This window comes from Trichococcus sp. (assembly GCF_055118575.1).
In genome coordinates this window covers 1-14672 of the sequence record NZ_JBSQPW010000020.1, presented here as the reverse complement: position 1 = coordinate 14672, position 14672 = coordinate 1, and the positions used below count along the sequence as shown (strand labels likewise).

The window sequence follows — 14672 nt, the reverse complement described above, 5'->3', positions numbered from 1 at the left end:
AAAGCAAAACGCCCGCTTTCCTCACATCCCTTAGTCATTGATTTAGTTTTGTTTATTTCAAGCCTTCCAGTGTAGTCAAGGCTTCTTCATATGTTTCAGCCGGTAAAGCTACATAGCCAACTTCAGCTGCCATTTCGGCTGCCATTTCCAACGTATATTGCGTAAATTCGTAGACGCTCTCGTTTTTCAATGACTCGTTCTTCACGTAGATGAACAATGGGCGGGAAAGCGGCTCATACGATCCATCTTGAACGGTAACATCGTTAGGTGTGACTGCAACGCCCTCACCGTTTACGATCGGAACAGCTTTAACAATGTCACTGTTTTCCAGGAAGTATGCATAACCGAAGTAGCCGATAGCATTTGCGGATCCGGAAACACCTTGCACCAAAACATTGTCATCTTCAGATAATGAAGCTGCTTTGTTGATTTGTTCGCCATCCAAGATCACTTCATCAAAGTAGTCGTACGTTCCTGAGTCAGTACCCGGGCTGAACAACTCGATTTTTTCTTCCGGCCAGCCTTCACGGACATCCGCCCATGTTTCTACGCCAGTTCCTTCTGTCCAGATCATTGCTAGTTCTTCGATAGTCAACTGATCTACCCAATCGTTCTCGCTGTTCACAACTACTGTCAAACCATCCAAGGCAATTTGGAACTCTGTATATTCAATGCCTGCTTCTTCCAACAAGGTGATTTCTTCTTCTTTGATCGGACGTGAAGCATTGCTGATGTCCGTTTCGCCTGCGATGAATTTCTCAAATCCGCCGCCTGTGCCGGATACACCGATCGTTGCTTTGACATCCGGATTGGCGATTGAGAATTCTTCAGCTACACCCTCCATGATCGGAAATACGGTAGAAGAACCGTCGACCAAAACAGTGCCGCTTCCTGCTGCAGCTGTGCTTCCCGTTTCCGCACCGCTCTCAGTAGTTGTGCCATCTCCGTTACCGCAAGCCGCCAAGGTAGCGCCGATAGTTAAAGCCATTGCGAATTTAGATAATTTGCCAAAGTTCATTTTTTACCATCCTTTATTTTGAGGTTATTTGAACGTCATTGCCTGTTCACATCCCTAATATTAACGGTCCATTGTTAATTTCCTTGCGGTTTCGTGTAAAGTTTTTGTTGAGTTACCCGTTTTTTTGTAAATGTTTTGTAAACACGCCTTCGGAAATCAAACAAAAAAGCCCTACAGACACGTTTCCCGCCTGTAAAGCTTGTGTATTTGGATCTGTTCTTATAGGGGCAGCGTCACCGTAAAGGTCGTCCCTTTGCCTTGTTTGCTTGCCACCGTCACCGTGCCGTTCATGTTTTCCACCAAGTACTTCACGATCGATAAACCTAGACCGGTCCCGCCGGAATTGCGGCTCCGCGCTCTGTCGACGCGATAGAACCGTTCAAAAACCCTTCCCAGATCGGCTTCCGGTATTCCGATGCCATTATCGGCAACGTGCAGTCGGACTTGCTCCGCCGTCTTCTTGATAGTTACCGTGATATCCCCACCGGCTTGCGTATAAACTACGGCATTGTTGATCAGATTCGCGAGTATTTGCTTCAATCGGTTCGGATCCGTATGCAGCGTAACAAAATCCTTTTCGACCAATTTCAACGTCATGTTTTTCTCTTTCACTTTCTGATCGACCAACTGGAAAGTCGCCAACACAGCTTCAGAAATATTCACTTCCTGCAGCGCAAGCGGGACTTGGCGCTGTTCCAATCTTGACAGTTCCAGTATGTCATTCACCAAAAGATTCAGCCGTGTACTTTCGGCCAGAATGATTTCCAAAAACTGTTTCAGGATGACGGGATCTTCCATTGCGCCGTCCAGCAGCGTTTCGGCGAATCCCTTTAAAGCTGTGACGGGTGTCCGCAGCTCGTGGGATGCATTGGCAACAAAATCGGTCCTCACTTTCTCCAAACGCCGGATTTCGCTTATGTCGTAGAGGAGCACGATCAAGTTCATTTCGCCAGGTTTCTTGCTTGTGATCGGGACGATATTGGCATCCACGATTCTGTCTTTTGGATAATAAAAATAGATTTCGTCATTCTGGGGCTCTCTGTAAGTGTAAGCTTGCTCAATCATATGGCTGAGACCATAACTGCTGACTGCCTCCACATAGGATTGCCCGACCAATGATTCTTCACTTTCGCTCAGTATTTCCTGCATGGCGGCATTGACCATTGTGATTTCCTTGTTTTCATCCAAAAGCATCACCCCGATGACCAGATGATTGATTAACCCAGTAAGCCGTTCATCATTCTGCTTAATCTCGTTCATTTGATTATCCAGGCTCTCGGCGAGCTCATTGATTGTTTCGCCTAATTTCTGGAAATCGCCGAAGCCTCTTCCTTTATATCGTGCATCGTATTGATGGTCAGAAAGCTTCTTGGCGACATCCATAACCGCATCAATCGGTCGGCCAATGCGCTTCGTCAAAGCATAGGTGAGTATGAACGCCACAACCAAGGCCAATAGAATAAAAACATAAAGTGACTGCTCAATGCGTTGGCTGACCGTCAAGGCGCTCAGCGGTCTGGATAACCGGATAACAGCGACGATGGCACTTTCTGCATCGTAGATGGGTACAGCTACATAATACAACTCCTGATTGGTGCTTTCGCTCTTCCGTTGCCCAGTTCCGTAGGGCTCTCCGGAAAGAACTTCTTGGATTTCTTCCCGCCGCAAATGATTTTCCAGATTTACCGTCGTGATCTGCGAATCGTAAAGCACGACCCCATCAGTATCGATTAACGTGATCCTATCTTCCGTGAAAGCGTCAATTTTATCGAGTTCTTCTTCGACAAAAGTCCAATCACTCCCATCCGTGCTGTTTTGCAGCAGTGTGCCCACTATTTGGGTCTGCTCAACAAGCAATTCGCTGTGCAGGCTTCGGGTGTAGTTCCCCAGCACCGTCTCAAGGAAAATCCCGAATGCCACACTGAACAGCGCAAAAATCAGCACAAAAGTGGCAAGCATCCGAAACTGCAGTTGTTTCATGGTTTGGCTACCTCGAATTTATAGCCGAACCCCCGAACTGTACGGATGTATTGCGGATTTTTGGTATCTTTTTCTATTTTTTCGCGGAGATGGCTGATGTGCACATCGACTATCCGCGTCTCCCCTGCGTAATCAAAATTCCAGATGGCATTCAACAACTGTTCCCTGCTCAAGATGCGGTTGGCGCGCTTCGCCATGTAAAGCAGCAATTCGAATTCTTTCGGTGTCACTTCGATCAGCGCTCCGTTGACATGGACCTCATACAATTGCGGAAAAATGGTGATTTCGCCCACTTCGATTTTTTCGGTTTCATCCTCCACTGTTTCCGGTTGGGCAGTCGCAATCGGCTCGGCCGGAACAGCTTTGTTTGTCCTTCTTAGAATAGCTTTCATCCTGGCCAATACTTCGCGTGGGCTGAATGGCTTCGTCATATAGTCATCCGCACCCAATTCAAGGCCGATGATCTTTTCCAGCTCATCATCCTTCGCTGTCAAAATCATGATCGGCGTCTCGAATTTTTCCTGCCTCAGACGTTTGCAGATGTCCATGCCGTCCATCGAAGGCAGCATCAAGTCCAAAATGATGAAGTCATAAGGATTCGAGATGGCCAAACGGTAGCCTTCCGCTCCGTCGGTGGCCGTTGTCACCTCGTAGCCATCTTTTTCCAAGTTGAAAGCCAACAATGTAACGATGGATGGTTCATCATCCACTAGCAAAACCTTTTTCATATGTCCTCCTCTGACCGATTGGGGTCTGGGATGGATTATTCCATCCCATATAGTTTACGAAATATCCGTAGTTTGAGAGTATCAGCTTCCTGACCGACTCGCTTTCCTTTTTAGAATACTAAATTTGTTGGAAAACGGCAATTCAGATTTCGGCATCTGTTGCTGATTTCCCAGTTGGAACGGCACCAAAATGTACGCTGCTGAAGTGATTTCCCCAGCTTCAGGAAAATTATTCGCGAGCGAAAATAATAACGAATGCTCAAATTTTGGAAGAGTCACTCCAAGCGGCGCCGGGTTACATAAACCGGGGGAAACAACTGGACTCCCCCGTTCACCGGGATTCAGCCAGTAATGCCCCCTCCGTCAGCCTGACATCTCAAAGCCGGGCGCTCAAAAAAAACGGGACTGCCCTGAATAAAGGCAATCCCGTTTTTGTATACAATCTGTTTTGTTAAACTTTCAGGAAGCGGCGCATCGAGAATACGGAACCGAATGCCCCGATAAAGATGCCGATACCCACCATCAAAAGACTGATGTAGATAAGGAACGGATTCGGGGTCAAAAGGCCGAAATTTGTGCCGGCCAAGTAGTCTCCGCTCATATCAAAAATGAAGCGGTACAGGAACACAAGGAAAGTTGTAGGGATCAAAGCCCCTACCAAACCGATCAAAGCCCCTTCGATCAAGAAAGGCCATCTGATGAAGCTGTTCTTTGCGCCCACCAAACGCATGATTTCGATCTCCGTGCTGCGGGAGAAGATGGTGATCCGGATTGTATTGGAAATCAGGAACACCGCAACCAGCAGCAAGCCAATGATGATAACGAGCCCGATCGTACGGATCGTCGCAATCGTCTCGAACAATTTGTCTGCTGTGGCGCCGCCGTATTCGACCTGAGTGACATACTGCATGTCGGATGCTGCTTCAGCTACCGCTTTCGTCTGCTCGGGTGCCGTCGTATTCAGGACATAGGCATCATACAACGGATTGGCATCCCCACCGAAAAGGTCGAACTCATCACCGTAGCTTCCGATGATCTTATCCAACTCTTCGTCCTTGCTTGAGAAAGTGATGGATTCCACATTGGCGATGTTCTCCAATTCCGTCTTCAGCGCTTCCTGCGCTGTCGGGTCAGCCGCCAAATCGATGTACACTTTGACACTTACATCATTTTCGACGTCGGAAGCCAATTTGTTCACGTTCAAAAGAATACCGGTGAAGGATCCCACAAGCAGCAAAGTCAGCGCCACTGCACTGATCGATGCCACCGACATCCAGCCGTTCCGGAAAAGACTTTTGAAAGCATCCCTTACGTGTCTGAAAAATGTTCTAAATTTCATATCCATATTCTCCTTCTTGTTGATCTCGGACAATACGGCCATTCTCTATTGCCAATACGCGGTGCTTGATGTCATTAACGATTTGACTGTTATGGGTTGCCATCAGGATTGTTGTGCCTTGGTTATTGATTTCTTCCAGAATGCGCATGATTTCCATCGACGTATCCGGATCCAAGTTACCTGTCGGCTCATCCGCAATCAGAATACCCGGCATGTTCGCAATTGCACGCGCAATCGCAATCCGTTGCTGTTCCCCACCGGAAAGTTCATTCGGGAACATCCGAACTTTATGCTTCAAGCCGACCAAATCTAGCACTTCCAAGACGCGTTTCTGGATGACTTTCGGACTTTTTTCGACTACTTCCATCGCGTAGGCGATGTTTTCGTATACGGTCAGTTTAGGTAATAACTTGAAATCTTGGAAGACCACACCCACAAAACGGCGCAACAACGGGATTTCTTTTTCTTTCATGGTCGTTAAATTATATTTGCCTACTTGAACAGTTCCTGAGGTGGGTTTTACTTCGCGATACATCATTTTGATGAAGGTTGATTTACCGGCTCCACTGGGGCCTACAATATATACAAATTCACCCTGCTCGATTTTCACGCTCAGATTATTGACCGCCGTAATGCCGTTGTTGTATTTCTTAGAGACATTCAGCATTTCAATCATTTTATCACCTGTCTTTTCTTTTTTTCCTTGCTTTCGCTCTGAAACCTTCAAAGGCTGCAAGAATGCTTCCCTATTATAGCACGTTGCGCAAATATGTCTGTTTTAGTTTCTTTACAAGTATGTGTCAATAGTTTCTCAGTAGTCCAGTTGAATCCTCAGCATCCCTGTTCGTGCTTAATCATATTTACTTGGGTTGCGGCTTTTAAAGTTCTTCCTGATCCATCGTCATTTTCAGATAAGCATCGATAAAGGCGTCGAGATCCCCGTCCATGACGGCCTGTACGTTACCCGTTTCGTAGCTGCTTCGGTGATCCTTGACCATGGAGTACGGATGGAACACGTATGAACGGATCTGTGAACCCCAACCGATCTCTTTTTGCTCGCCACGGATGGCGGCCAGTTCTTTTTCGCGCTCTTCCTCCTGCAGTTGATACAGTTTCGCCTTCAGCATTCCCATAGCGGTATCCCTGTTCTGGAATTGCGAACGTTGCGCCTGGCTTGCCACAACAATACCGGTCGGAATATGCGTGATCCGGATGGCTGATGATGTTTTATTGATGTGTTGTCCACCGGCTCCGCTGGCGCGGTAAGTATCCACCCGGATATCATCCGGATTCACTTCTATCTCTGCATCGTCGGCGGCTATCTCCGGCATCACATCGATCGAACAAAACGAGGTGTGCCTTCTTCCTGCAGAGTCGAACGGCGAGATGCGGACCAAACGGTGGACGCCCCTTTCCGAACGCAGGTAGCCGTAGGCGTTCATCCCTTTGATCAGGATCGTTACGCTTTTGATACCGGCCTCGTCCCCACTTTGATAATCCAACGTCTCCACGTCAAAGCCTTTTTTGTCGGCCCAACGCGTATACATGCGGAAAAGCATGCTGCCCCAGTCCTGGGATTCCGTTCCGCCGGCACCTGGATGGATTTCCAAAATAGCGTTCGATTTGTCGTGCGGTCCGTTCAACAGCATCGTCAATTCATATTTTTCAAGTGCTTCTGTAAATTCTGTCGTTTTTTCGTTCAATTCTTCCAGGTATTCCGGATCTTCATCCTCTTTTACCATTTCATATAAGACTTCGAGGTCTTCATATTGCGCTTCCAGACTCTTGAACGTATTGTAGACCGCTTTTAATTGGTTTGATTGGTTGATGACTTCCTGCGCCGCTTCGGCATTGTTCCAGAATTCCGGATCCAACATGCGATCGTCGAATTCTGCGATATCCGTTTCGAGGCCATCTAAGTCAAAGAGACCTCCTGAAGCTTGCAATTTTTGTTTCTGAACTTTCCAATATTGCTTTGATTTCACTTAATTCCATTTGATTTCCTCCTAGATTCGACAAAAGAAGGATGGGTCGGGATAAAAACAAGCGACTGTTTTTTATCCCGACCCTCCCCGATTGGCGTTGTATCCGATTAGTTTGTTGTATTTGACTTGGTTTTATTGCTTGAAATGCCTCTTGCGGATGCGCTGCCTGTTATTCTTCAGTTTGTGATTCTTGTTTTTCGGCTGCTTCAGCCGCCAGTTTTGCTTTTTGGATTTCCATCAGTTTTTGCATCCTCATTGCCGCGATCTGTGCTCTGCGTGCTTGTTCCTGTTGCTCCGTTTGGGAAGCGACTGTCTCACGCGTCGGCATGATGTTCGAGCCTTGGCCTACGGATTGGCGTTGCAGATTTTGACGAATTTCTGATTTCATCACAATCCGGGTAACGTCATAGTCGATGGTCGCAATCATTTCCTGGAAACGATCATAGCCTTCGGTTTGGTACTCGGTCAACGGATTGTTCTGTGCATATGAACGCAAGCCGATTCCTTGACGCAGCTCATCCATATTGTCGATGTGATCGGTCCATTTGCTGTCGACAACCCGCAGGATAACAACTTTTTCAAATTCCAAAATTTGTTCTGGACTCAATTGTGACTCTTTTGTCTTGTAAACTTCCATTGCGCGTTCCACCAAATATTCTTCGATTTCGTGCGCAGATTTTCCTTCCAGTTCGGCTAAACTGATGCTGTCGGGATGCACAAGGGCAGCTCCGGCAAAATCACGGATGCCTTGCAGATTCCAAGTCGCCTTTTCACCGATGGTATGCGTTTCGACCACACGCGCAATCGCACGCTTGATCATCGCTGTCACGACATACTTCAACGATTCGGTTTCATTGATGACTTCCAAACGTTGCCCATAAATGATCTCACGCTGTTCACGCATGACTTCATCGTATTCCAGTACGTTTTTACGGGTATCATAGTTATTGCCTTCCACTCGTTTTTGGGCGGATTCCACTTGTTTGGAAAGCATTTTGCTTTGGATGACCACATCTTCCGCTTCATCATCCAAATTCAATTTGCTCCAGACTTGCTGGATGCGTTCCGATCCGAAGCGTCTCATCAAGTCGTCTTCCAATGACAGGTAAAATTGCGTTTCGCCGGGATCCCCTTGACGTCCGGAACGTCCCCGTAATTGATTGTCGATCCGGCGCGATTCGTGGCGTTCGGTACCGATGACGCAAAGACCGCCTAATTCCTTGACACCTTTGCCCAGCTTGATGTCGGTACCACGACCAGCCATATTTGTGGCGATCGTGACGGCTCCGGGTTGGCCGGCTCCGATGATGATTTCCGCTTCCCGGAAATGGTTTTTGGCATTCAAAACTTGGTGCGGAATGTTTTCTTGGCGCAGCATCTGCGAAAGCAGCTCAGACGTTTCAACAGCTACGGTACCGACAAGGATCGGCTGACCTTTTGCGTGTCGCTCTTTGATATCGCCAACAACGGCCCTGAATTTGCTTTTCAAAGATGGATACAACAAATCCGGATAGTCATGACGGACGATCGGTCTGTTTGTAGGGATCGAAATGACGTTCATATTGTAGATTTCCCGGAACTCTTCTTCTTCCGTTTTCGCCGTACCGGTCATACCGGACAGTTTTTTGTACATACGGAAGTAGTTCTGGAAAGTGATGGTGGCCATTGTTTTCGATTCATTTTCGATTTCCACGTTCTCTTTCGCTTCGATGGCTTGATGCAGACCATCCGAGTAACGACGGCCTTCCATGATCCGGCCCGTGAATTGATCGACGATTTTTACTTTCCCGTCATCCACCACGTAATCGATGTCCACAAGCATGATGTAGTTCGCACGCAGGGCTTGATCCAAATGATGCACGAGGCGGGTATTGTCCACATCATACAAGTTTGGTAAATGGAAAGTTTTTTCGGCTTTTTCGATGCCTTCGTCCGTCAACGCGATTGATTTGGAAGTCAAATCGATCGTATAGTCTTCATTTTCTTTCAAGCCTTTGATGAAGAAATCAGCCCTGTTATAGAGTGCAGTCGATTTTTCGGCTTGTCCGGAAATGATCAATGGTGTGCGGGCTTCATCAATCAGGATCGAGTCGACCTCATCGACGACCGCAAAGTTCAACGGGCGCTGCACCATTTGGTTTTTGTAGACAACCATATTGTCACGCAAATAATCGAAGCCCAATTCATTGTTGGTGCTGTAAGTGATGTCACAATTATAGGCTTCACGCTTTTCTTCCGAAGACTTGCCGTTTGTGTTCAAACCGACAGTCAAGCCCAGAAAACGGTAGAGTTCACCCATCTCGACTGCATCGCGGCTTGCCAAATACTCGTTGACAGTGACAACGTGGACACCTTCGCCTGATAAGGCGTTCAGATATACCGGCATCGTTGCGGTCAAGGTTTTACCTTCACCGGTCTTCATTTCGGCAATGTTGCCTTTATGCAGGGTAATCCCACCCATTATCTGCACTTTATAAGGATACAGCCCCAAGACGCGTTTTGCGCCTTCGCGGACTACGGCAAATGCTTCCGGAAGCAGGTCGTCCAAAGATTCCCCTTTTTGATAGCGTGCTTTGTAGGATTCGGTCAGCTCCCGCAATTCTTCATCATCCAAAGCGGCCATTCTATCCGCGTATGAGATGACTTTATCCGCTAATGTTTCTAAGGAACGCAGCTCTTTCTTATCATTCTCTATGAGTTTCTTTAAAAAGTTGGCCATTCTATATCTCCTCTTGCTGTCTGATTTCATTCCAGCGATCATATTCACTGGTATGCATTTATGTGTATGTTGTTCGTTGGTGCTGTAAAAATAATTCTTATATCTCTACTATTCTATCATTTCTTTTAATTAATGTGAACTAGTCCCCATCAACAAAACCTTGCAGCGGTTGCCGATCGATGGATTTAGGGTCAGTGATTGCAGCCCGTGGTTGATGGATAACCTATTATCGACTCTTCGGGCTGCAACAATCAAAAAAAGCCCCCCGCCGTTCAGTGGCGGGGGACGTTAATTTCGGATTCAGTCAGTTTCGATCAGGCCGAATTTACCGTCTTTACGGCGATACACGATACTTGTGCCGTTCGTTTCAGCATCTTCGAAGATAAAGAAGTTGTGTCCAAGCATATTCATCTGCAATACAGCCTCTTCACTGTCCATCGGTTTGAGAGAAAGACGTTTTGTGCGGACGATTTCAAGGGCATTTTCGTCTGCTTCTATAGTTTCTTCGATAGGATTTGGCTCGTTACCGATATCAAATCCTCTCTCTCTGGATTTGCGGTGAATCTTCGTCTTGTATTTACGAACTTGGCGTTCAAGTTTGTCCACGACCAAATCGATGCTTCCGTAAAGATCATTGGAAGTCTCTTCGGCTCTTAAAACCAGGAAAGGTAGCGGAACCGTAACTTCCACCTTAGCAGATTTTTCGGCTGGGAATGGATATACTTTCAAGTTGACATGCGCAGTTGTTTCAGGCACGTTGCCAAAGTATTTCTCCAATCTGCCTAATTTTTTCTCGGCGTAGCTGCGAATCGGTTCTGTAACCTCGATATTTTCTCCTCGGACATTATACTTAAACATAGCACTCTCTCCTTTCGTCTGACGCATCGTCAGATAAAGACAACCCTCGCCTATGGACCACTCATAGGGGGTTTCTTTAACTTCATTATAATGTAAGCGCCTTAACATTTCAATCTTTATGATTGATTATCTTGCGATTGTGATGGAGCGAACCGATCTGAATCCTTGCTTGTACAGGAGCGATTTTGCGTGATAGAGCGTTCTCCCGGTGGTGTAGACGTCATCAAAAAGAATAATTTCCTGCTTAAGATATTTTTCATGCCCAACCAGCAAGGAAAAAGGTTGCGTGGTCAGCAGTCGTTCCTGTCTGTTTTTTTCTGATTGTTTTTCTCCCGCATGCTGATTTCCCAAGAATTGTACGTAGCGGATTCCCGCTCGTTTCAGCATCTCCTCGCATTGATTGAAGCCCCTTTCCTCGTAGCTGGCAATCGAGATCGGCAACGGAAGGAACAGTGCTTTAGGATGCTCCCTTCGAAATGCTTGCAGATCGTTCGTGAACGCGGCAGAAAGACGGTAATCGCCTTGAAACTTATAGCGTTGCAGCCAGTCCTTCACCGCACCCGTATAGGCATAGCAAGCATGATGCGCAATCTTCAGCTCCGGATAGCAACTGCTCCACCTCCGGCAGTCCTCGCACAAATTCGTGGATTCTTGCGGACGCATGCATCCTGAGCAGCAAGTTTGGCCGGTTAGACGCGGCAATTTCCCCTCGCAAGTTCGGCAAACCGTTCCGCGATCCTTTTTCCCGAAATCGAAAAGTTCCTGCAAGGTCAGAACTTCGCGGATCTCAGTTTGGCAAAATAGACACTGTCCCATGCAACAACCCCCTTCTTCCCGCGTCCCGGTTCAGTGAGCGGATCTGCCGGATTGCCCCCTGGATGGCTTTGGTCTCACCGTAGTGGGCAAAACAGACCCATCCTGTCGGAAAGTCTTTGTGCCTGCCTGCCCTCCCGGCGATCTGCACAAGCGAGGCTTCCGTGAAGACCCGATCTTCCGCGCCAAGCACAATGACATCGATATCCCGGAAAGTCACGCCGCGCTCCAGTATGGTCGTTGTCATCAGAAAATCATACTCCTCTGCCCGCATCCTTTTCACTTTCTCCTCGCGATCAGGATCGCTCGCGGAAACGCAGGTGAACAGCTTATCCGGAAAAACTTCCTGCAACCATCTATCCAACGCTTCCATCAGCTGGATATGCGGCAAAAAAAGCAGAAAGCGCCTTTTCTGTTGGAGTTGCCTGCGTATCAAGGAAAGAAATCGAGTATTTTTCTTTCTGTTGATGGCCTTACGCCAATTTCCGACCCACAGACATTCCGGTTCGGGCAACGCAAAGCCGTGATAGCGGGCTGGTAAGACCGTCGTCGCCAATCTGCCGCGCCTGATTTCCTTTTGCATCTCCCCTGAAGGTGTTGCCGTCAGATAAATCAGCGCGCTCGCTATTTTCCTGGATTTCTGCGCCCCAAACTGCAAACCCAAATCATTGTGATAGGGGAAAGAATCGATCTCATCGATGATGAGCAGATCGAACGCTTCCCGGAAACGCAACAGCTGGTGGGTTGTGGCGATGACGAGCGGCGTATAGCTGTAGCCCTCCTCATTGCCCCCATACAGTAAAGCTAGCGGGACCTCCGGGAATGCTTGTTTGATCCGAGGGGCCAGTTCCAAACATACATCCACACGTGGGGAAGCCAAGCAGACTCTTCCGCCTTTGCGCAGACTAGCTGCAATCCCCTCAAAAATCATCTCGGTCTTCCCGGCACCAGCGACCGCCCAAATAAGGCGTGTCTGTTCCGATTGGACCGTTCCCACGATTTCATCCGATGCTCGTTTCTGTTCCGGGGACAACTGGCCTTCCCATTGCAGGATCGGCTCATGGTAGCATGCGAAAGAATTGGTTTCCGGCAGATGGTAGAGCACAGTGCAACTCTTGATTTTCCCCATGTTCAGACAACTCAGGCAATAAAGACAAGCCGTTCCACAAGAGCACGGCGCTGCCTGCATTTTGTTCCTGTCCTGATTCCCGCAGCGGGAACAGGTTAGCTTCCCTTTCACTCTGGCCAAACCGGGACGTTTTTCAGCCACATCCAACAGCAGATCGTCCACACTGCGGCACTCGATCCTCGTCAACTCCCTGCCTTTCAAATCCTTTCCGTCCATGCCATCCTCCCTTTCCCCCTCCTTGGTAGCATACGCAAAAAAAGCCGCCGCTCTTCCGCTGAATTTACGGAGAGTGACGCTTTTCTGTTTCCGGTCAGGGATTTTTTGATTTGTTGGCTATCGGCTGGACGGAACTCCCTTCGAAAGGGAAATCAGCAATCGGGCGATAGACTAGTTTTCCGTTCAGCCGACCACTTTCGAACAGTGTCAGCGCAGTTACCGGGATTTGTTGATCCGGCAGCAACGACAATTGGCTTAGGACTTCCCACTCCTGCGACAGTGTAATTCCCCGACCGAGCGTAAGGTGCGGAATAAAAGCCCCCTCCTCGGCTACTGTCATTTTTTGCTCCTGCAAGGAAGCGTTAAGCTGACCATAGAGTTTTTGGAGTTGACTATTTTCTTTAATGCCCAGCCAGATAATCCGCTTGTTCTTTTTGAAAAAACAACCCAATCCAGCGGTTTCGATCAGGAATGGGAGTTGTCCTGCGGCACAACGGGCCAGCAGAGTTGTGATTGCACTCTTCTGATCCGGATCCACTTCTCCTATAAAACGCATCGTCAAATGAAAGTTATCCGGATCCGTGAATGACCCTTTCAGGCAGGCGCGTTTCACTTCTCCCTGAACAGCGGCTAGGTGTTCTTTGATGTCTTCAGGCAATTGGATGCCAACGAATACTCTCATGACTACACTCCTCTATCCATTTTTGATAAAAAAACAGGAAGGACAGAACCTTGTTGGCTCTTCCTCCCAAATGAATGTATGATTGCCGCAACTATTTGTCGCTTATAGCGGACAGCTCAATTCGGTATCTTCCGTCCAGGTCAGCCCTAACGCACCTTCACCTAAATGCGTCCCTATGACAGGGCCGAAATAACTCAATTCGAATCTGATGTCCGGAAACTCTCGTTGGAGCTGCTCTAACCAAGCTTGTCCTTTTTCGGGAATATTCCCATGGATGACCGTTGCGATGATTGGGTAATCAGCTGTTGCGGCAGTCTGGCCAAGCAGTTCTTCGATCCGTCGTAATGCCCTTGCATTTGTTCTGATTTTTTCGAAGACAACTATTTTTTTGTCCGAAAAATGCAGCACTGGTTTGATCTTCATGATGGAGCCGATGACCGCGGCCCCCCCTGAGAGTCTGCCGCCGCGCTGCAGGTTCATCAGATCGTCCACCATAAAGTAGGCCTGGGAACGTTTCTTCATGTGTTCCAATCGCGCAATGATCTGCTCCTGTTCGATACCGACATTAGCTAGCCTTGCAGCCTCCAAGACGAATCGGGCCTGCACATAGCAACTGATTTCGGAATCGAAGGGATGGATGTTGAACTCAGGATATTCCCTGCTCAAAGAGGCCGCATTCTGGTATGTGCCACTGATGCCGCTTGAAAGATGGATACTGATGATCGCATCGTGCTCCTTCGCCAATTCCTCATACAGTTGATACATGACACCCACTGCTGGTTGGGAGCTCTTCGGAAAATCCTCAGACACTTTCATCAGCGCGTAAAAGTCCTCAGCAGCCAAATCTATTTCTTCTTCATATGTCTTTCCTCCGATATTCACGACTAACGGCAGCATATGAATATGATGCCGCTGACGTATTTCAGCCGTCAAATAAGCGGTACTGTCCGTAACTACTGCAATTTTCATGAAAATCCTCAAACTTTCTGCTCGTTATTTAGCTTAATTATTCTTTATTATACGATAAATTTCTGGTTGAATCCGCGCCGAAAACGCATAAATTGTTTCCTGAATTATTCATACCACCCCAAATCTTGATATGAACAACCCTATTTCATCTGCAATATTGGATTTTTGGCAGAGCTGTTATTTTTTCCTTTTAAAAACGTCTCTTAGAGACGAAAAGAATCACTGAATGCGATTGT

At 47.6% G+C, this 14672-nt stretch carries 12 protein-coding genes; all 12 read right to left on the bottom strand.

Going from position 1 to position 14672, the window contains the following annotated elements:
- Positions 1-52: 52 nt before the first annotated feature.
- The 12 genes from ACTCCX_RS07055 to ACTCCX_RS07000 all read right to left on the bottom strand — a co-directional run bounded on the left by ACTCCX_RS07055 (position 53) and on the right by ACTCCX_RS07000 (position 14436).
- The gene (locus ACTCCX_RS07055) at positions 53-1018 is read right to left on the bottom strand and encodes a PstS family phosphate ABC transporter substrate-binding protein (protein WP_463275345.1); all 966 of its coding nucleotides are present in this window, start codon (positions 1016-1018) and stop codon (positions 53-55) included.
- A 219-nt stretch (positions 1019-1237) separates the two neighbouring features.
- On the bottom strand, positions 1238-2998 hold the full coding sequence (gene pnpS, locus ACTCCX_RS07050; RefSeq protein ID WP_463275344.1) for a two-component system histidine kinase PnpS: 1761 nt from the start codon (positions 2996-2998) through the stop codon (positions 1238-1240).
- On the bottom strand, positions 2995-3726 hold the full coding sequence (locus ACTCCX_RS07045; protein ID WP_463275343.1) for a response regulator transcription factor: 732 nt from the start codon (positions 3724-3726) through the stop codon (positions 2995-2997). The genes pnpS and ACTCCX_RS07045 overlap by 4 nt, the downstream gene beginning before the upstream one ends.
- Positions 3727-4177: 451 nt before the next feature.
- Positions 4178-5065, bottom strand: a complete 888-nt coding sequence (ftsX, locus tag ACTCCX_RS07040; RefSeq protein WP_463275342.1) for a permease-like cell division protein FtsX — start codon at positions 5063-5065, stop codon at positions 4178-4180.
- Entirely contained in the window at positions 5055-5741 is a 687-nt protein-coding gene (gene ftsE / locus ACTCCX_RS07035; RefSeq protein ID WP_463275341.1) for a cell division ATP-binding protein FtsE, read from the bottom strand. Before ftsE ends, ftsX begins: the two co-directional genes overlap by 11 nt.
- Positions 5742-5943: 202 nt before the next feature.
- Positions 5944-7060 (bottom strand): peptide chain release factor 2 gene (gene prfB / locus ACTCCX_RS07030; protein WP_276647472.1). Its coding sequence is split into 2 segments (ribosomal slippage): positions 5944-6987 and positions 6989-7060, totalling 1116 coding nucleotides; the frame shifts between segments, so codons are not numbered across the junction.
- A gap of 159 nt (positions 7061-7219) precedes the next feature.
- Positions 7220-9769 (bottom strand): preprotein translocase subunit SecA, encoded by a 2550-nt coding sequence (gene secA / locus ACTCCX_RS07025; protein ID WP_463275340.1) that lies wholly within the window; start codon positions 9767-9769, stop codon positions 7220-7222.
- A 300-nt stretch (positions 9770-10069) separates the two neighbouring features.
- The gene (gene hpf / locus ACTCCX_RS07020; protein ID WP_463275339.1) at positions 10070-10627 is read right to left on the bottom strand and encodes a ribosome hibernation-promoting factor, HPF/YfiA family; all 558 of its coding nucleotides are present in this window, start codon (positions 10625-10627) and stop codon (positions 10070-10072) included.
- A 126-nt stretch (positions 10628-10753) separates the two neighbouring features.
- Positions 10754-11290 carry a ComF family protein gene (locus ACTCCX_RS07015; RefSeq protein WP_463275338.1) on the bottom strand — a complete coding sequence of 179 codons (537 nt, stop codon included), beginning with the start codon at positions 11288-11290 and terminating at the stop codon, positions 10754-10756.
- Positions 11291-11414: 124 nt separating this feature from the next.
- On the bottom strand, positions 11415-12785 hold the full coding sequence (locus ACTCCX_RS07010; RefSeq protein WP_463275337.1) for a DEAD/DEAH box helicase: 1371 nt from the start codon (positions 12783-12785) through the stop codon (positions 11415-11417).
- Between the two features lie 94 nt (positions 12786-12879).
- Positions 12880-13467, bottom strand: a complete 588-nt coding sequence (thpR, locus tag ACTCCX_RS07005) for an RNA 2',3'-cyclic phosphodiesterase (RefSeq protein ID WP_463275336.1) — start codon at positions 13465-13467, stop codon at positions 12880-12882.
- Between the two features lie 102 nt (positions 13468-13569).
- Complete coding sequence (locus tag ACTCCX_RS07000; protein WP_463275335.1) at positions 13570-14436, bottom strand: DegV family protein; 867 nt, start codon at positions 14434-14436, stop codon at positions 13570-13572.
- Positions 14437-14672 lie beyond the last annotated feature (236 nt).